The sequence below is a fragment of the Microbispora siamensis genome, assembly GCF_016863095.1.
GTDB lineage: Bacteria > Actinomycetota > Actinomycetes > Streptosporangiales > Streptosporangiaceae > Microbispora > Microbispora siamensis.
The window spans coordinates 24,173-41,861 of the sequence record NZ_BOOF01000010.1; the positions used below are offsets into that span (position 1 = coordinate 24,173).

The following is a 17,689-nucleotide window of genomic DNA, read 5'->3' on the forward strand; positions in this document are numbered from 1 at the left end:
GGCAGCGGTAGGCGGGCACTCGACGCCCTCACGGTCCAACTCTGCTGTCCCTGCCCCAGTCCCAGAGGGCTTGCAGGACCGGACCGAGGGAGCGTCCACGCGGGGTCAGGCTGTACCGGACCCGAGGCGGCCAGCCGGAGAGACGGTGACGGTCGACGACTCCGACGTCCGCGAGGTGGGCCAGCCGTTCGGAGAGGACCTTGTCCGAGAGGCGGGGCAGTATGCGGCGGAGCTCGCTGAACGTACGGTCGCCGCGGAGGAGTTCGCGGATCACCAGTGTCGTCCACCTGCCGCGGAGCGCCGCGAGGGTGATCTCCACAGGGCAGGACGGGGAAGGCTCGGCGGCCTCGCCCATCGGGCCGTCCGGAAGGCCCGGCCGGGCGATGCACACCCTTTGGTTAGCCACGAAAGCGCCTCCTAATGTTCCTCGCGGTTCCTGGACGACCGGAGGGATGAAAGCCGATGAGTCGAGAAATAGCACGCCGGGCCGAGGACGTCCCCGCGGTGTTCGCCGCGCGATTCAACAGCGGCGTGCCGGCCGCTGTGTCGGAGATGTACGAGGACGGCGCCGTGTTCGTGCCGAGTCCCGGCATGGCAGTGACCGGGGACGGGATCGGCCGGGCAAACGCCGAATTCCTCGGTCTCGGAGTGCCGATCACAGTGCGGCCCCGGCACACCTACGTGTCCGGCGATCTCGCGCTGCTCGTGGTGGACTGGATCATCGACGGCGCGGACGTCCGGGGTGATCGGGTGCGCATCGAGGGCACCGCGACAGACGTCGCCCGCCGCGGCCCGGACGGCGTCTGGCGGTACGTCATCGACAACCCGTTCGGGGTGGCGCCTGTGGAAGGAAACTGAATCAAGAGGCGGGGCAGCGGTAATCGGCGTGGCGGTTGGGGGAGCAGCACACCACGCCGCAGGTGAGGAACCGGCCGCCGGTCAGCCAGATGCCCCACTGCACGTCCACGCCGCTGGTGAGCGCCTCACGGGCGTTGTGCAGCCGGAGGTCGAGGCTTATTTGAGCCTCGTCGGCCGGGCGAAGGAAGGAGCTTTCCATCGACCGGTAGCGCTCCGCGAGCCAGGCGAGTGCGTCGTCGGGTGTGGCCGGAGAGGCGTCGATCCGGTGGGCCGGCTTCAGCAGCCAGTCGCACGTACGCATCGGCGGCAGCGGGGAGCTCGTGAACGGGCCGGGGTCGGCGGGCGGCAGCGGCGGTCGTCGCTCGGCCTCGTTGCGCAGCTCTTCCCCGATCCCGCTCCACACGTAGCAGTGCAGGTGCATGGCGCTCCGTACAGTGGGGGTGGCCCCTGCCTGCTATCACCGGGCAGGGGCCACCGTGCTCCTACAGTGTGGTCAGGCCGGCCGCGCGAAGCTCGGCACCGGTGAACCGGAGAGTCCCGGCATCCGGGTTCTTGCTGTCACGCAGGGCGAAGGCGTCGGCCTCGCCCGGAATCGGGGCCAGCTCGACGCAGGACTCCATGTCCTCGTCCTGCTGGTTGCCGCCGCACAGCCGCCGGAAGCGCACTCCGGCGAGGTCGCGGTCGTACAGGTCCATCGTGTTCCTTCCTGTTGGTGGTCCCGCCCCGGACCGTTCGCCGGGCGGGCGTCTTGTGGGCTTCAGCGGGCCTTGCCGAGCAACAGATCCATCCACAGCCGTCGCGCCTGCGGATCGGGCAGGCGTTCGGCCTCCCGGACCTCCGGCGTGTTGGCGGTTCTGTCCGTACGGCGGACGAACAGCAGCCCGCCCGACGCACACAGCTCGTACGCCAGCGGCGCGCAGTGGTCGCAGGTATGGGCCACAACCCGGGCCCGGACGCTGCGCCTGGTCTCCCGCATCCACCGGATCGCGACATGTTCGGGCTGCTCCGGAGCCACATGCAGCCCGGGACATCCAGAGTCGGCCTGGGCCAGAGCATCGAGCGCCCGGACAGCGGACGCTCGGAGGGCAGGTACGCGGTCACTCACTGGGGCAACAACCCTGCGGCGAGCTCCTCCTGCTCGCGGAGTTGCGCAACGAGTTGGTCGGCGTCGTCAGCGTCGATGGTGTGGCTCAGCCCGTGACTCAACTGCGCGTCAGTGAGCCGCTGGTTGCGTGTGGCCCATAGGCGATCGGCTGAGCTCCGCCAGATCGTCCAGTGGGGGAACGCGGCCTGCAGATCCTGGAAGGTTGTCGTCGTGGACATGGCGATAGCATCACGCGCTGTCCTGGTGCGTTTACACTGCGTTCTCGGGACGTGCGGGACGTTTCGCGTTACCGTCTGGATACGTCCTCAACGTCCTCCCGATTCGAGGTCGCCGATGACCAATCACTCTCTACGCCAAGCCATGTCCAGTGCGAGACTTACCGAAAGGGACCTCGCGCTGCGGTGTGAGGTGGACGTTAAGACGGTGTCCCGCTGGCTGGCTGACGAGGCACGCGTGCCGCACCCACGTCATCGGTGGGCCGCTGCCGAAGCGTTGGGAGTGGATGAGTCCGTGTTATGGCCCGAGGCGATAAGGAACACGGTCAAGACTGGACCTGATCGGGAGGTCGTGTCGGTCTACCCCTACCGGTCAGCCTGCCCGAAGAGCGTATGGCGGGCGCTCATCACCGACGCGAAGTCGACAATCACGTTGGCCGGATACACGAACTACTTCCTCTGGCTGGAGCACCCCAATCTGGCGAAGGTGCTCAAGCGCAAAGCTGAGCAGGGATGCCACGTCCGCTTCCTGATTGGCGACCCTGACAGTGAGGTAACTCGCCGACGCGAGGAAACCGAAGCGGTCCCGCTCACGGTTTCCACTCGGATCCGCATCACGCTGGCCGAACTCGACCATCTCAAGGACGTGCCCGGTATCGAGGCGCGGTTCGGCGACGAGCACATCGCCCTGTCGGCATTCCAGTTCGACGACGAAATGCTCGTCACCCCACACCTGGCCAAGCTGGTCGGGCACGACTCGCCGCTCCTGCACCTCAAGCGCCACCAAGACGACGGCCTCTACGACCGCTTCGCGTACCACGTCAACGAACTGTGGTCAGCCGGCCGAGAAATATGGCGGCAGGCGTAGCACGACGTTCCCCTGCTTGTCGCTAATCAAGTGACCGTGCGGAACTCGCTACATCTAGTCCTTGGTCCAGCACTCTCGATGGTAAGCAACGTGCCTCAAATCAATTTTGTGGTTCTTGTGCACGCGCAGCTGACCTACTGCTTGGCCAGTTAATGCATCCATAACGTGTAGTTCGTCCGTAAGGTAGATTGCCCCGTTATCGAAGCGTACGTGATCGTTCGGGCATAGGCAGAGGAGATTTTCTGGTACGTCGGGACCATGGTGAGGCTGCCCCAGGCCGCGTATGTGGGCACCTTCGCTGTACAGGCCTCCCTCTACTTGTATGGCAAGTCCGCAGACCTGGCATTCATGGGAGTACCAGGACTTAACGATGTGCGCGATCATGCTGTTTCGCACGATACGCTGCATGATCGAGGTAGTTACCGGAGCGGGCCCGACGGCATACTGATCAATCGACGCAGGACTGGTGTCTTTTGGTGTCGATACTTCCCCGTCTTTGAGCTTGACCAGGCGGAACTGCCAGACGCGAAAGCCGTCCACCCCCATCTTGGCCCAATGGCTTTCCACTCGATAGAGTCCGTCGTATCGATAGCCCGAGCTTGGTGCGAATGGCGACTGGTGATGCCGCTTGTTGTGACGTCCTCGTATGACGCGTACCGGCAGTCCCTCTAATTCACTACGAACGAGAGCGGCATTTCCTGAGTCGATTAACTCTTGGTCTCGAATCTGGCGCCCAGTATTTGGGTCGCGTCCCCCATGTCCAGTGTAAATAATTATTTCCCCGTAGTCCGCGTCGTCTACGTATCCGCCAGATACTACGATTGCGTCCGCTCCGGTTTTGGCGTTACCGGATATGCCTGCCATGTTCTGCGAGTGCAGGCCGGCAATTCGAAGTTCTTCTCTGTTCTTGAATGGAGAACCTGTGGGGTAACCCGCGATGTGTCCGAACTGTACTGCCATGCTGCAACATGATGGCATATGGAGTAACCACAAGAGCACCTTAGCCCGATTTGTGGTCATATAGGTATATGTGAGCGCAACGCCTATTGGTTGGAGTGCTTCCTCGGGACCGTCGGGAAGGTGCCGGTACGAGCTCCTCATCCCGCAACTAGGGCGTCAGGCGGTAAGGGCTGTCACCTGAACATCCATCTCCAGTTGAGTGCTACTTGAGCGGTCGCTTAAATCGGCTTACTCTCGGTTTGAGCGATCGCTCAACGCGTTGGAGGGTGCGTGGGTCGGTTTGTGTACGTCGAGTGCTTGATTCGGGCTGACATGGGCGCACTCTGGGAGCGGACGCAGCGGCCTGAGCTGCATCAACGCTGGGATCTCCGGTTCACGGACATCGACTACGTGCCGCGTGCCGACGACGGGCCGCAGCACTTCCGATACGCCTTTCGGGTCCTGCCGGGGCTTGTCATCACCGGCGACGGTGTCACGACCGGGGACCGTCACGACATCGGCGGCAGGACGTCGGCGCTGCGGTTCGCCTCGGACCATCCGCTCTCGCTGATCCGCTCGGGCTCCGGCTACTGGCGATACGTACCGACCGACGACGGCGTCCGCTTCATCACCCGGTACGGCTACCGCCCCGGCTGGGGCAAGGCTGTGGACGCCATGTTCCGCCCGCTCATCGGCTGGGCGACGGCTTGGTCCTTCGACCGGCTTCGCCTCTGGCTGGAGACCGGCCGAACGCCTGAGCGCTCCCTGTGGCAGGCCCTCGCCGAACTCTGCCTGCGCACCCTCGCGACCGCCGTCGCCGTCGCCATCACCCCGGCCGTCATCGCCTGCCTGATAGGAGCAGCGGCCATCCTCCTGCCGCCGCTCCCGTCAACCCCCGCGGCGCGCCGATGCCGACGCCGTCCGCCTGATCGGCAGGCGGCAAAAGCTCCCCTGACCCACCTGGAGACGCCATGACCTCGATCTTCGAACGTGCCCTCGGCGCTGACTTCGTCCGTCTGCACCCGCAACTGCGGCGCCGCTTCGGCGTGAGCGTCACCGGCAGGCGGGCTTGCGTCGGCACGGGGGTGATGGAGCACATTTGGCATGCTGGCTTCACCCGGCCGTTCCTCGCCCTGGGCGGGACCCGCAACATCCTGGTCCCCGAGCAGGGCCGGCAGGTGCCGTTCATGATCGAGAACTACCCGTACATCGACTCGTACGGACGGGAGACGGTCAGCTTCGTCCGCACATTCGATCTGCCCGGCCACCGCAGACGGTTCGACGCCCAGATGGTGTACGACCCCGTCAAAGGCATCGTCGACTACCTGGGCTCGCACCAGCATCTGGCCGTGGACCTGGACTTCCACGTGGACGAGCGCGGGGGCCTCGTCATCCGCTCCAACGCGTTCCGACTGCACGAGGGGTGGCTCTCCTGCCGTCTTCCCGCGCTCATGACCGGCACGGCCGTCGTCAGGGAGTCGTACGACGACGAGGCGGGGGAGTTCCGCGTCGGGGTGACCGTCTCGCACCACAGGCTGGGGCCCATGTTCGGCTATTGGGGCGCATTCAAGGCCCGATATGTCGACGTCACCGAGCACGGTGTGCCCGCCACGATCAAGCCGCTGCGCGAAGAGGCGCGCCTGTGAAGTCAGCGCAACGGGGGGACGGCGTTGCGAGCGCGTTCGAGAGCGAGGGACGCCCACCAACTGCCGCCGACCGGGTCCACCTGGTGATACACCGGATCCTCCGGCCCGGGGCCGCCCCGGAGGCACCGGCCGCTGGACTCTCCGGGGTGGCGGATCCACAGGAAGGCGTCGGCCAGCTCGTTGCCGGTGTCGGTGGTCGGGCGCAGGCCGACGCCCCGCCCTGGCGGGTTGCACCACAATTGAGGGTCGGCGTACTTGCCCTCGGGGGCATCCCACACGCCCTTGCCGTTGCGGCTGGTGTCGATGACGAAGTGGGTCAGCGGCGCGTCGTCCGGCACGGCGTCGATCTCGGCGTCCGCACAGGTGCCACCGCCCTTGGTGCTCAAGAGGTAGACGCAGCGGGAGAGCCTGTCCCCGTATCGGAGGAGGCTGTCGGTGTGCTGGAAGTCCGAGCTGTTCAAATAGAAGCCGTCGGCCCGCCCCACCCCGGCGTTCACGAGCCGATCGGCCATCGCGACGAAGTCGGGCCACCCCTCGATGCCGCCGTCGAGGTAGACGGCCGTGTGCGGGAGCTTACCCAGGCGGTCCACCGCGTAGCCCAGCTCGCGGTAGCGCTCGGTCATCCCCGCCTTCCCGCCCGAAGGGCAGTCGCCGGTGCCCGGCAGCTCGGTCAGGCTGTTGGGTTCGAGCACCACGACCGCCCGGCCGGCGCCGATGCCGGCCGCGATCCGGTCGATCCAGTCCTTGTACGTCTGCTCGTTCGGCGCCCCCCGATCGGAGCAGTCGAGCAGCGGGACGTAATCGGTAAGGAACACCGGTACGGCGTCGTGGGCCGCGGCGAGCCGCATGGTGGACGTGACCGTGTCCTTCACCTCGGCGACCGGCATGTTCAGGTTCACGGAATGCGGCACTGCGGCCAGGGCGCGCATCAGCGCGGCGTCGGTTTTCCTGCCCTGAGCGTCCCAGAGGTCCGCCTGGCGCTGCGGGTCGAGCTCCTGCTTGTACGCGAACCGTACGCCGGGCTCGCGCAGCGGGTTGCCCCCGCTGTCGGCGGCGGAAGCGGACGGGACCGTGACAGCCACGGAGGCCGCCGAGGTGACGGACGTGGTGGCGGACGAGCCGGACGAGGACGAGCCCGACGAGGTGCCGAGCCAAGTGGCGGTCGCCGCCGCGACCAGGGCCAGCGCGCCCGCCCCGGTACCGATCATCAGGCTGCGGTGGCGTCTCCCACCACCCCCGGGCAGAGTGGTGACGGATGGTGCCGTGGAACCCGTGAGCGTGTCGAGAAGGGCCTGTACGGTCGGCCGTTCGGCGGGGTTCTTGGCCAGGGCGCGGGCGACCAGTGTGCCCAGTGGCCCGTCGAGGCCGGTCAGGTCGGGTTCGCCGTTGACGACTCGATTGAGCACGACGGGGAGCGATCCGTGGCCGAAGGGGGCGTGGCCGGTGCCCGCGTAGGTGATCGTGCTCGCCCAGGCGAAAACGTCGGAGGCGGGTGTGAGGGGGCCGCCCTCGAACTGCTCGGGGGACATGAACGAGGGGGTGCCGACGATGGCGCTGCTCATATGTCCGGCCATGTCTGACAGGTGAGCGATGCCGAAGTCGATGACTTTGGGGCCGATGGGGGAGAGCAGGACGTTGCCGGGCTTGAGGTCGCGGTGGATGATCCCGGCGGCGTGGATGGCGCGCAGGGCGGTCGCGATGCTGACGGCGAGGCCGTCCAGGCTGGAGCCGTGTAGCGGTCCGTCGCGTTCGACGGTCTCCTTAAGGGTCGGCCCGGGCACGTATTCGGTGACCAGATAGACGGTTTCGCCGTCCACTTCTGCGTCCAGGACGGCGGCGGTGCAGAAGCGGGCGACTCGTTTGGCGGCCTCGACCTCGCGCCGGAACCGGCGGCGGAAGTCGGGGTCGGCGGCGATCGTGTGGTGCAGCAGCTTGACCGCCACGCGCGTCCCGTCCGGGGCCTCGCCCAGGTAGACGGTGCCCATGCCGCCCTCGCCCAGCCTGCGCAGCAGCCGGTACGGCCCCACCTGGGCCGGGTCACCTGCCCGCAGACCGGACTCATGCTGCTCGGGTAAGCCCCCCGTCTCGCTGCCGCCGTTCACATCGCCCCCGCTGGGATGTCCGGAAGGTCAGTCAGTACGGATCTTATTGACCACCGCCGCGCGGGGCCATCGCCGAACACGTGCCACTACGGTGAAGCCGCGAAGAGGAACGAAGGGGGAGACGATGGGCGACACCCGTACGCGGCTGCTCGAAGGCGCTCTGGAGACACTGCGAACCCAGGGCATCGCGGGGGCCTCGGCGCGGGCGATCGCCACCGCGGCCGGGGTGAACCAGGCGCTCGTCTTCTACCACTTCGGCACGGTCGACGACCTCCTCGCCGCGGCCCTGCGGCACGGCTCCGAGCAACGGGTGGCCGTCTACCGGGCCCGGTTCGCGACCGTGAACTCGCTGAAGGAGCTGCTCGACCTCGGACGTTCGCTGCACGCTGAAGAGCGCGAGGCGGGGAACCTCGCCGTGCTCGCCCAGATGCTCGCGGGCAGCCAGATGGACGACAAACTCGCCCCCGCCACCGCGGCCGGTCTCGGTATGTGGGTCACCGAGATCGAGGAGGTCCTCAACCGGGTGCTGGCCGGCAGTCCGCTCGCGGAGTTCGTGGACGTCGCCGGGCTCGCCCGCGCCACCGCGGCGGCTTTCGTCGGCCTCGAACTGTACGAGGGCGTCGACCGGGACGGCGCGGAGCGCGCGTTCGACAGCCTGGAGCAGCTCGCCGGCCTGGTCGGCGTCCTGGAGGACATGGGCCCGCTCGTACGGCGTACCGTCCGCGCCCGCCTCCGTAAGGCCAACTCCGGCGAGAAGTGAGTCAGCGCAGCGGCGGGACGGCGTTGCGGGCGCGGTCGAGGGCGAGCACCGACCACCAGGTGCCGCCGATGGGGTCGACCTGGTGGTAGACGGGGTCCTGGGGACCCTTGCCGCCTCGCGTGCACTGGCCGTTGGACTGCTCCGGGGAGCGGAGCCACAGGAACGCGTCGGCCAGTTCGCTGCCCGTGTCGGTGGTCGGGCGGCGACCGACGCCGCGGCCCGGAGGATTGCACCAGATCTGCGGGTCGGCGTACTTGCCCTCCGGCGGCTCCCACCCGCCCTTGCCGTTCCGGCTGGTGTCGATGACGAAGTGGGTCAGGGGCGTCCCGGCCGGCACCGCGTCGATCTCGGCGCCGGTGCAGGTGCTCCCGCCGTTGTTCATCTTCAGGTAGAGGCAACGGGAGAGGCTTTCCCCATACCTGAGAAGCTCGTCGGTCTCCTGGAAGTCCGCCGTGTTCAGGTAGAAGCCGTCGGCTCGCTTCACCCCGGCCTTCACGAGCCGGTCGGCGATCTCGACGAGGCTGGGCCAGCCCTTGATGCCGCCGTCGAGATACACGGCCGTGTGCGGGAGCTTCCCCAGGCGGTTCACCGCGTAGCCGAGCTCGCGGTAGCGCTCGGCCGCGCCCGCCTTGCTCCCCTGGGAGCAGCTGTCCGAGCCGGGAAGCCTGGTCAGGCTGTTCGGTTCCAGCACGACCACCGTCCGCGCCTTGCCGATCGCCTTCGCCACACGGTCGATCCAGTCACGGTAGGACCGCTCGTCCGGCTCTCCCCATTGGGAGCAGTCCTTCATCGGCACGTGGTCGGTCACGAACACGGGAACGGCGTGACGCGCGGAGGCCACCCCTACGGTGGACGCGACCGTGCGCCCGGCCTCGGCGGCCGGCAGGTTCAGGTTCACGGGATGTGGCACTGCGGCGAGGGCGCGCATCAGTGCGGCGTCGGCCTTCTTACCCTGCGCGCTCCAGACGCTCGCCTGGCGCTGCGCGTCGGGATCCGGCCGGTACGCGAACCGTACGCCGGGCTCGCGAAGCGGGTTGCCGCCACTGCTCGTCGGGGCCTTCGACGCGGCCGAGGCGATGGGCGTAGGCCCTCCGGAGACCACCACCGTGGAGCGCGTGGAGGTGACTGAGGAGGTCGCGGAGGCCGAGGCGTGTGTGTCGCCGCCGGAGGGCCATACGGCGACCACCGTCGCGATCACCGCCAGTCCGGCGACTCCGGCCGCGACCCCGGTCAGCAGCCTGCGGCGGCGTCTGTCGCCTCCGGGCAGTGTGGTGACCCATGACTCCGGCGCCACTGACGCCTGCGACATCACCTCCGCCCCCGAAACCAGCGAGGGCATCGCGGGGGAGCCGGTGAGGGTGTCCAGGATGTCCTGTACGGTCGGCCGTTCGGCGGGGTTCTTGGCCAGGGCGCGGGCGACGAGCGTGCCCAGTGGCCCGTCGAGGCCGGTCAGGTCGGGTTCGCCGTTGATGACCCGGTTGATGACGACCGGCAGCGGCCCGTTGCCGAAGGGGGCGTGGCCCGTGCCGGCGTACGCGACCGTGCCCGCCCAGGCGAAGACGTCGGAGGCGGGTGTGAGGGGGCCGCCCTCGAACTGCTCGGGGGACATGAACGATGGCGTGCCGACGACCGCGCTGCTGTGCGTGGCGGTGTCGGTCAGGTGGGCGACGCCGAAGTCGATGACTTTGGGGCCGATGGGGGAGAGCAGGACGTTGCCGGGCTTGAGGTCGCGGTGGATGATCCCGGCGGCGTGGATGGCGCGCAGGGCGGTCGCGATGCTGACGGCGAGGCCGTCGAGGCTGGAGCCGCGCAGCGGTCCGTCGCGTTCGACGGTCTCCTTAAGGGTCGGCCCGGGCACGTATTCGGTGACCAGATAGACGGTTTCGCCGTCCACTTCTGCGTCCAGGACGGCGGCGGTGCAGAAGCGGGCGACTCGTTTGGCGGCCTCGACCTCGCGGCGGAATCGGCGGCGGAAGTCGGGGTCGGCGGCGATCGTGTGGTGCAGCAGCTTGACCGCCACGCGCGTCCCGTCCGGGGCCTCGCCCAGGTAGACGGTGCCCATGCCGCCCTCGCCCAGCCTGCGCAGCAGCCGGTACGGCCCCACCTGGTGCGGGTCGCCCGTACGCAGGTCGGCGGGGTGCCACGGCGGGCCGGACGGCCATCCGGGGCCGGACTCGTGCCCGTCACCGAAACCGCGTAAGCCCCCCGCCTCGCTGCCGCCGTTCGCCCCAGAATGCGACATCGTTCGCCCCCGCTGGATGCTCTCGCCAGATCAGTAAGGATCTTATTGACCGTCGCCGGGCACGGCCATCGCCCGGCACTGCGGAGCCGCTCAGCGGTCGCGGCGGCCGTTCTCCCGGTCGGCATCGTCCTTCCGGCCGTGGTCGAGGCCGGTGAACTGCCGCACGTACGCCTGGTAGGCGTCGGCCCGGACTCTGGCCGACGGCGATTGAACACCTCGGACGATGCTCTGAGGGATGCCGCCGGAACCGGACCGCCTGGACTGGTAGTCCCGCAGCCGTTCCCGATGGTCGTCCGCCCAGTCGTGAAGCGCCCCGATGCGGGCAAAGTAGAACGCCACGGCCAGCAAGGGCGTGAGGAGAACCGTCGTCACGATGGATCCGACGTCGTGAAGGAGCACCCCAAGGATCAGGACGACTCCGACCACGATGCCGACTCTGATCAAACCTCTCCGAATGCTGCCGCTAGCAGCCCGGGCCCACTCGCGCACGCGCCGCAGCGGAGGCTGATACGCCGCGCCGAGTCGTACGACTGTCGGTAGCCGGCCTGCGTACGCCGCCAGGGTCAGCGCGACGAGATACCAGGACACCGTCGCGGCGATGTCCGGGAGAGTCCAGCCCCAGATGATCCAGGCCACCGGGATCGTGGCGGCGCCCCAGGCCCCGAGCCACAGCGTCGCGCGGACGACCGCTCCCAATCGGGCGGTGGGCGAGAGCCGCCGGCTCTCATAGTCGGCCCACTGCCGGTCGCGCAGAGCGGAGGCGGCGTCCAGCGCGGTCGTCATCCGCTGGTTCTGCCGGTCGACCGCCGCCTGGTGACGCTGCTGTTCCGCCTGGGCCGCGGCGAAAGCAGTGAAGTCGGCGCGCACGAGCCATCCGATAGGGGTATCGGAGCCGCCGTCCCGCGCGCGCAACCAGTCGTACCACTCGATCTCACCGGCGGGGGGTGGCGCCACGCGCTCGCAGCCGGCGCGCAACCACGCCTTGCTCTCCGGGTAGGGCAGAAGGGCCGCGAGCAGCAGCCCGCGTGCCCCGCTCTCGGCCCATTCCCGGGCTTCGGTCGGCAGTCCGGGAGCCTGAGCGGCCAACTGCCGCCACGCATCCCAGGCCTCGTCCCAGGCCTGTTGCGTTCCGCGCAGTGCGCTCAGCATTGTGAACCTGGAGAGGGCGTCCAACAAGCCGCCCTCGCAGAGGTCGCGGTAGAGCTCCCACTCGGGGCCGCTTTCGCGCAGACGACCGATCCTGAGTGCCTCGGAAAGCGACTTCGGGGTCACGACCGTTCCCCGCCAGACGGCTTCTCCCTCCGGATCGAGCCAGCCCAGCAGGTGAAGCAGTTTCAGGTCGGCCGGGAGTCCGTCGTCTCGGAGCCGATGGTCGACGAGTTCGATCTGGGCGGTCAGGTCATCGGCGGTGAGACCGTCGAGCTCGTGCAACCAGGTGAGAAGGCCGAGCCGGCCATCGGAGGCTGCGCCGGTCGCGGCCGCGCCCTCGAAGAACTGACGCCTCGCCGCAGCCCAGTTGCCACGGATGGCGGCGGCCAGTTCTTCCCGGGTCGTAACCGCCGCACCCGCGAGGACCAGCGGGCGGCGCTGCGGCGCCGCTTGGTGGAAGTGGTTGATCTGGACGTTGCGATCGCCGAGTTGGAAGGGGGCCGGGCCGTGGAAGACGTTTCCCGATACTCCGTCTCCGTCTGATTCGGCGTCGCGGGTCATGCCCTCGGCCCGAAGTGGTTGTCCTGACGGTTGTGGTCCCCGATCTGAAACGCGGTCGGTCCGTGGAAGACGTTCCCCGACACACCTCCCACCGATGCCTGCCGGGCCTGGTCGGCGATGTCGTTCAGTTCACGGGCGACCCGTTCGCGTTCGGCCTCGCCGAGACTCTCCAGCAGCATTTCGAACCGGGCCGTCCAGGACGCCTCCTGCCGTGCCCGTATCAATGCCGCATCCCCCGGGGCGAGCGAGGCGAGATCCGCCGCGGTCTGATCCAGCCGCATCAGTTCCGCCTGCTCACGTTCGGGATCGTCGCGGCCGAGCACCTGCGCCACCCGCTGCCGCACAGTCACCCACACGTCCGTGCCCGCGGCCTGTACCACCGCGGTGCCGCCCGCCGCGGCCACCGCTGCCAGCCATTCGACCAGCATTTTCGGCCTCCTCACATGCTTTATGGAATTCCACCCGGTTCCGCCTATCAGCGTCTTGAATGCATCCGCTTACGGGCATGATCTCGGGGCGCGAAATGCTCGGCCGATGCACGGCTCACACGGTGTGGTCCAGTTGGCGCCAGCGGCCGGGGTCGTTGAGCCGTTGCAGCCGTAGCGCCTCGTCGTGGTAACCACGGCGGGCGTCGTCCTCGGTGCGAAAGGCCAGGGGCCTGCCCCGGGGCTCCGACGACGTCACGTACCACTCGCCGTACTCACAGCCGCTCGGCAGCCGGCCCAGCGTGATCTGGAAGGACTTGCGCGGATCGGCGGCGGCGAACTCCCATCGGGCCACCGGTTCGAGGCCGGAACAGGCGGACAGCCACCCCGCGGGCAACTCCACGCTCCCTGCTTCCGTCCGCTTGGCCGCCAAGCGCGCCAGTTCCTCGGGAGCGACCAGCAGGTACGCCGCCAGGACGCGCGACGCCTTCGACAGCCCATATTCGGCGGACGGGTTGCGGTCGACCTCGTCCCAGTGGGTGCCGACCACCCGCGCCAGCTCCAGCGCGTCCAGCCTGCCCGACATCAGTTCCTCGCGGACCGGCAGGATCTTGTGAAGCCATCCCGCACCTGTCTCGTTCAGGTTGAACAGCTCGGAGTCCTCGGCGTACAGGCTGAACCGCAGGAGCAGATCGTCGCCGCTGGTTTCCATGCACAGGCCTTCCAGCGAGGTGCCGTGCAGATGCGGAGCGACGGCCTGCGTCGGCAGCGCCGCGCTGGGGATCCGGAAGGCGACCGTACGAGGACCGTAGTTGTCGAAGAACAGCCAGGCGTCGAAGGTCTGCTCGACGAATTTCTCCATCTCCCGCGTGTAGTCGTCCCAATCGACGGATGCGGAGAATTGGTTCGCCGTTACGATCGGCTGCCCGGGCAGCATTCGCAGCACCGACTGCGTGTTCTCGTCGAGAACACGGTCGACCACCATGGCCTCGACGTATCTGTAGTGACGCCGTTCGTCCCGGTACTTGCGCCTGCCCATGCCTGCACTCCCTGGGAACACTCCGTCCGACGTACTGTAACGATCACACGAATCGAATGGGCGGAATCAGGCGCAAAAGGGCATCAGTTCGTGAGCGTGGCCGCCAGCAGTTCGCGGAACGCGATCGGCTTACGCCCGAGCAGCTCCCCGAGGGCGGGGCCGACCTCGGCGAACTCTCCCCGGCGGCTGGCCTCGAACATGCCCAGCAGGAACCGGGCCTGCGGCTCGGCCACGCCGCGCGCCACCATGCCCGCGACCCACTCGTCGTCCGGGACGGTGACGCGAGTGATCTCGCGTCCCGTCAGGTCGGCGGCGATCGCGGCGACGTCCGCGAGGTCGAGTGAGTCGGGACCGGTCAGCGGCGGCGTGATCCCGTCGAGCCGGCCCTCCTGGGTCAGTGCGACGGCGGCCACCTCGGCGAGGTCGGCGTGGGCCGTCCAGGAGACCGGGCCGTCCTCCGGCGCGACGAGCGTGCCGGACTCGAGCGCCTGACCGGCGAACTGGAGCGCGGTAGCGGCGTAGAAGCCGTTGCGCAGCGCGGTGAACGCGACCCCGGCTGCGCGCAGGTCCTGCTCCGTCTCGGCGTGGGACGGCATCGGCAGGAAGGGCGAGGCCGGGTTCGCGCCCATGTGGCTGGTGTAGAGGACACGCTCGGCGCCCGCGGCCGTGGCGGCCTCGATCGCCGTACGGTGCGGGCGGGCGTCCGCCGGGCCGGAGACGATGAGCACCTGTGACGCGCCCTCGAACGCGTACGCCAGGCTCGCGGGGTCGTCGAAGTCGCCCTGCCGGACGCGTACGCCGAGGTCCACGAGGTCCTGGGCCTTGAGGGGGTCGCGGACGCTGACGCCGATCCGCTCGGCGGGGATGCGTGCGAGCAGGTGCTCGACGACGCCACGGCCGAGCTGACCGGTCGCTCCGGTGATAACGATCACGATTCACTCCTTGCTATCGATGATAACGATAGAACGCTAACACTGGAAAATCGACGATAGCACCACGCTGATATCGTTGGAATCGTGAGCGATCCGGAGAGTGAGGCGGCGAGTGGCCGCGACAGGACGCGGGCGCACATCGTGTCGGTCGCGGCCCGGCTGCTCGCGAGCGGCGGGCGCGACGCCCTCTCGACCAGAGCGGTGGCCTCGGCGGCGGGGACGCAGGCGCCGACGATCTACCGGCTGTTCGGCGACAAGGAGGGCCTGCTCGACGCGGTCGCCGAGTATGGCTTCAGCTCCTATCTGCAGGACAAGAAGGCGAGCCCGCCCGCCGACGATCCGGTCGAAGCCTTGCGGGCCGGATGGGACCTGCACGTCGGGTTCGGGCTGGCGAACCCCGCCTTGTTCTCGCTCATGTACGGCGACCCCACGCCGGGACGGCGGTCGCCCGCCGCCGTCGCCGCCTTCCGCATGCTCGGCGAGCGTATCCACGCCATCGCCGCCGCCGGCCGGTTGAAGGTCGGCGAGCGCCTGGCGGCCGACCTCCTGCACGCCGCGGGCTGCGGCACGGTCTTCACGTTGCTCGCACTGCCCGAGGAGCGGCGTGACCCGCGCCTGTCGGAGGTGGCCCGCGACGCGGCGATAGCCGCCATCACCACCGACGCCCCCGCGGTCGAAACCCCCGGACCGGCCGCGGCGGCGATGGCGCTGCGCGCCGCGCTGCCGGACGCCACGGCTCTCACCGACGGCGAACGCCACGTGCTCGGCGAATGGCTCGACCGCCTCGCCGCGGACGGATCCGGCTGAGGTCTCGGCAGGCCGGGGTCAGCGGGCCGCGCCGGTCTCCGCGTACTCCACCAGAAGTTCCCGGCGCAGCCGGGCCAGGTGCGTCCCGCCGTCGGTGGACGACGAGCTGTAGCGGTCGACGTCGTGAAGGGCGCGCCAGCCCGGAAGCCGATCCCGGATGATCCGCAGGATTCCGATGACCGGCACGGCGTCTGCGCCGCCCGAGGCGGGCCGCAGGATGGCCGGCCCGGAGGTGAGTATGGCGTCCACTTGGGCGTACCCGTCCTCGATCTGGCGGGTCACCTCGTCGATCGCTTCCTGCCTGGTGCAGCCGGCCTCTTGGCGGAGCACCCTGACAAGGTTGTAGGGAGTGCCGGCGGCCTCGTCCTGATCCAGGGTCCGCAGGTCGTTCTCCGCGAGCACGGTGGCCGAGCCGAGGTCCAGCAACCGCCGCAGAAGCGGATGGTCGCGTACGGACGGCTTGAACTCGCCGCCACATGTGATCTCGAAGGCGTCCAGGAAGACGGGCACCCCGGCGCTCCCCAGGCGCAGCGGGAACTGGTCGCGCAGGCTGGGGACGAACCCACTGAGTCGGTGGCATGCCTCGCGCTCGGCCGCGTCCAGCCAATCGAGCAGGTGGCCGATGGCCCGCGTCCGCCACCAGGGCGGCTGCGTCAGGCGGATCCGCTCCCATGCCTGGGCCAGAGCCGTGGCGACCGCTCCACCGGTCGGCGGGGTGTCGTCGAGCCCGCCGATGAGTGTGGCGAGCCGGTGGCGCATCTGGGCGGCCTCCGCGTGGTCCGCGAGACCCGGCTCGTCGAAGAGGTCGTCGAGCACGATGCACACCAGCATCCACCGGGCCAGGGTTTCGAGCTGGTCGGCGTCGGCGCCCGGCCATATCAGCGCGGTGGCCGCGGCCATGCCGCTCCATCGGGGGTGGCGGGTCTCCTCCGGTGTGGCGGCCAGCCCGGTGTCCAGCAACCAGGCGTCCAACCGGTCCTGCACCAGCCGAACCAGGACGTCGCCTTGAGCGGAAGCGGGGGAGGGGGCGGGAGAGGGCGCGGGCACGGTGGCGGTAGCCGGGCCGGCCTGTCTGACGGAGCCCATGACCGACTGCACGTAGTCGGTCAGCGCCTCTCGTGACCCAGGATCGCCGACGCCCCGCAGCCGCCGAAGGGCCGCCTCCGCCTGCTCGTCGGCGACCTTCCGGGCTTCCTCCACTGCTCCGCAGGACAGGACCAGTCGCCGTGCGCGCTCGGCCTCGGCCGTCGTCAGGCCGCGACGCAGCAGCCGGGCGAGCGCGGGTTCGCAGGCCAGGGCCCTGATCACGGGGAGTGTGTAGACGCCTTCGACGAGGTCGGAGTTGACGGGTTTCCCGAGCTCCCCGGTCGTGGCGGTCAGGTCCAGGATGTCGTCGCGCACCTGGTAAGCCATGCCGAGATGCCAGCCGAACCGTGCCATGGCCTCCTCCGCCTCCGGGTCCCGCCCGGCCTGCATGGCGCCCAGCCGGCAGGCGAGGGACAGCAACTCGGCCGTCTTGGCGCCGGTCACCTCCAGGTAGGCATCCTCGGTGCGGGAGAGCAGGAAGCGGTCGGCGGTCTCGGCGATCATCCCCGAGCAGATGTGCTGGACGGCCTCGGCGGCCACCAGTGCCTCGCGCTCGCCCAGCTCGGCGACGATCCGGCTGCCGTTGATGAACAGGAGGTCACCGGCCAGGACCGCCAGGCGTGCGCCCCAGACGCTGTTGACGCTCGGCCGGCCCCTTCGTTGCCGCGCGTCGTCGATGACGTCGTCGTGATGAAGCGATGCCATGTGCAGCAGCTCGACGGCGGCCGCGGCCTTCACGGCGCGGACGTCGGCGGCCCGCTCCGGGCCGGCGAGCACGTAGTACGACAGCAGTGCCAAGGTGGGCCGGATCAGGTGGCGGTGACCGGCCGGCTGCCTGGTCAGCGCCGTCAGATCAGCGCGGCTCGGCACGTCCGCCACGCCGACGATCTCGCGGACCCGTTCCAGGTCGGACTCCAGGGCGGGAAAGACACGGGAAACGATCTCAGATGTCATG

The 17,689-nt window shown here is 69.0% G+C and carries 19 protein-coding genes; 6 read left to right on the forward strand and 13 right to left on the reverse strand.

Annotated features, from left to right (window positions below; genetic code table 11):
- Window positions 1-28: 28 nt before the first annotated feature.
- Complete coding sequence (locus Msi02_RS11345) at window positions 29-406, reverse strand: winged helix-turn-helix transcriptional regulator (protein WP_239108305.1); 378 nt, start codon at window positions 404-406, stop codon at window positions 29-31.
- A 56-nt stretch (window positions 407-462) separates the two neighbouring features.
- Here Msi02_RS11345 and Msi02_RS11350 point away from each other — a divergent pair, with 56 nt between their 5' ends.
- Complete coding sequence (locus Msi02_RS11350) at window positions 463-858, forward strand: YybH family protein (RefSeq protein ID WP_204048306.1); 396 nt, start codon at window positions 463-465, stop codon at window positions 856-858.
- A gap of 1 nt (window position 859) precedes the next feature.
- Here the strand turns inward: Msi02_RS11350 and Msi02_RS11355 are convergent, their stop codons facing one another.
- The 4 genes from Msi02_RS11355 to Msi02_RS11370 all read right to left on the reverse strand — a co-directional run bounded on the left by Msi02_RS11355 (window position 860) and on the right by Msi02_RS11370 (window position 2,181).
- Window positions 860-1,279, reverse strand: coding sequence for a hypothetical protein (locus Msi02_RS11355; RefSeq protein WP_204048307.1), 420 nt, complete (start codon window positions 1,277-1,279; stop codon window positions 860-862).
- Between the two features lie 61 nt (window positions 1,280-1,340).
- Window positions 1,341-1,553, reverse strand: a complete 213-nt coding sequence (locus Msi02_RS43130; RefSeq protein ID WP_239108306.1) for a DUF397 domain-containing protein — start codon at window positions 1,551-1,553, stop codon at window positions 1,341-1,343.
- A gap of 62 nt (window positions 1,554-1,615) precedes the next feature.
- The gene (locus Msi02_RS11365; RefSeq protein WP_204048308.1) at window positions 1,616-1,834 is read right to left on the reverse strand and encodes a hypothetical protein; all 219 of its coding nucleotides are present in this window, start codon (window positions 1,832-1,834) and stop codon (window positions 1,616-1,618) included.
- A 125-nt stretch (window positions 1,835-1,959) separates the two neighbouring features.
- A complete protein-coding gene (locus Msi02_RS11370) occupies window positions 1,960-2,181 on the reverse strand; it encodes a hypothetical protein (protein ID WP_204048309.1) in 222 nt (73 codons plus the stop codon).
- 349 nt (window positions 2,182-2,530) lie between these two features.
- On the opposite strand from Msi02_RS11370, the gene Msi02_RS11375 reads away from it, so the two are divergent.
- Entirely contained in the window at window positions 2,531-3,046 is a 516-nt protein-coding gene (locus tag Msi02_RS11375; protein ID WP_239108307.1) for a DUF5919 domain-containing protein, read from the forward strand.
- Between the two features lie 54 nt (window positions 3,047-3,100).
- Here the strand turns inward: Msi02_RS11375 and Msi02_RS11380 are convergent, their stop codons facing one another.
- A complete protein-coding gene (locus Msi02_RS11380) occupies window positions 3,101-4,006 on the reverse strand; it encodes a YDG/SRA domain-containing protein (RefSeq protein WP_204048311.1) in 906 nt (301 codons plus the stop codon).
- A gap of 282 nt (window positions 4,007-4,288) precedes the next feature.
- Between Msi02_RS11380 and Msi02_RS11385 the strand changes: the two genes are divergently transcribed.
- Together Msi02_RS11385 and Msi02_RS11390 are read left to right on the forward strand one after the other, a co-directional pair.
- Window positions 4,289-4,960 (forward strand): hypothetical protein, encoded by a 672-nt coding sequence (locus tag Msi02_RS11385; RefSeq protein WP_239108308.1) that lies wholly within the window; start codon window positions 4,289-4,291, stop codon window positions 4,958-4,960.
- Window positions 4,957-5,631 carry a DUF4166 domain-containing protein gene (locus Msi02_RS11390; protein ID WP_204048312.1) on the forward strand — a complete coding sequence of 225 codons (675 nt, stop codon included), beginning with the start codon at window positions 4,957-4,959 and terminating at the stop codon, window positions 5,629-5,631. Before Msi02_RS11385 ends, Msi02_RS11390 begins: the two co-directional genes overlap by 4 nt.
- Before the next feature lie 2 nt (window positions 5,632-5,633).
- Here Msi02_RS11390 and Msi02_RS11395 read toward each other — a convergent pair whose 3' ends face one another.
- Window positions 5,634-7,658: a glycoside hydrolase family 6 protein gene (locus Msi02_RS11395; RefSeq protein ID WP_204048313.1), complete on the reverse strand. Its 2,025-nt coding sequence runs from the start codon at window positions 7,656-7,658 to the stop codon at window positions 5,634-5,636.
- Window positions 7,659-7,857: 199 nt separating this feature from the next.
- On the opposite strand from Msi02_RS11395, the gene Msi02_RS11400 reads away from it, so the two are divergent.
- Window positions 7,858-8,493 carry a TetR family transcriptional regulator gene (locus Msi02_RS11400; protein WP_204048314.1) on the forward strand — a complete coding sequence of 212 codons (636 nt, stop codon included), beginning with the start codon at window positions 7,858-7,860 and terminating at the stop codon, window positions 8,491-8,493.
- A gap of 1 nt (window position 8,494) precedes the next feature.
- On the opposite strand, the gene Msi02_RS11405 is transcribed toward Msi02_RS11400, so the two are convergent.
- The 5 genes from Msi02_RS11405 to Msi02_RS11425 all read right to left on the reverse strand — a co-directional run bounded on the left by Msi02_RS11405 (window position 8,495) and on the right by Msi02_RS11425 (window position 14,841).
- Complete coding sequence (locus Msi02_RS11405) at window positions 8,495-10,735, reverse strand: glycoside hydrolase family 6 protein (RefSeq protein ID WP_204048315.1); 2,241 nt, start codon at window positions 10,733-10,735, stop codon at window positions 8,495-8,497.
- A gap of 90 nt (window positions 10,736-10,825) precedes the next feature.
- The gene (locus Msi02_RS11410; protein ID WP_204048316.1) at window positions 10,826-12,445 is read right to left on the reverse strand and encodes a hypothetical protein; all 1,620 of its coding nucleotides are present in this window, start codon (window positions 12,443-12,445) and stop codon (window positions 10,826-10,828) included.
- On the reverse strand, window positions 12,442-12,873 hold the full coding sequence (locus tag Msi02_RS11415; RefSeq protein WP_204048317.1) for a hypothetical protein: 432 nt from the start codon (window positions 12,871-12,873) through the stop codon (window positions 12,442-12,444). Before Msi02_RS11415 ends, Msi02_RS11410 begins: the two co-directional genes overlap by 4 nt.
- 115 nt (window positions 12,874-12,988) lie before the next feature.
- Window positions 12,989-13,909 (reverse strand): hypothetical protein, encoded by a 921-nt coding sequence (locus Msi02_RS11420; protein ID WP_204048318.1) that lies wholly within the window; start codon window positions 13,907-13,909, stop codon window positions 12,989-12,991.
- A gap of 83 nt (window positions 13,910-13,992) precedes the next feature.
- Window positions 13,993-14,841 (reverse strand): SDR family oxidoreductase, encoded by an 849-nt coding sequence (locus tag Msi02_RS11425; protein WP_204048319.1) that lies wholly within the window; start codon window positions 14,839-14,841, stop codon window positions 13,993-13,995.
- A gap of 84 nt (window positions 14,842-14,925) precedes the next feature.
- Between Msi02_RS11425 and Msi02_RS11430 the strand changes: the two genes are divergently transcribed.
- Window positions 14,926-15,648, forward strand: a complete 723-nt coding sequence (locus tag Msi02_RS11430; RefSeq protein ID WP_079315615.1) for a TetR/AcrR family transcriptional regulator — start codon at window positions 14,926-14,928, stop codon at window positions 15,646-15,648.
- Window positions 15,649-15,666: 18 nt separating this feature from the next.
- On the opposite strand, the gene Msi02_RS11435 is transcribed toward Msi02_RS11430, so the two are convergent.
- Window positions 15,667-17,688: a polyprenyl synthetase family protein gene (locus tag Msi02_RS11435; protein WP_204048320.1), complete on the reverse strand. Its 2,022-nt coding sequence runs from the start codon at window positions 17,686-17,688 to the stop codon at window positions 15,667-15,669.
- Window position 17,689: the final 1 nt, after the last annotated feature.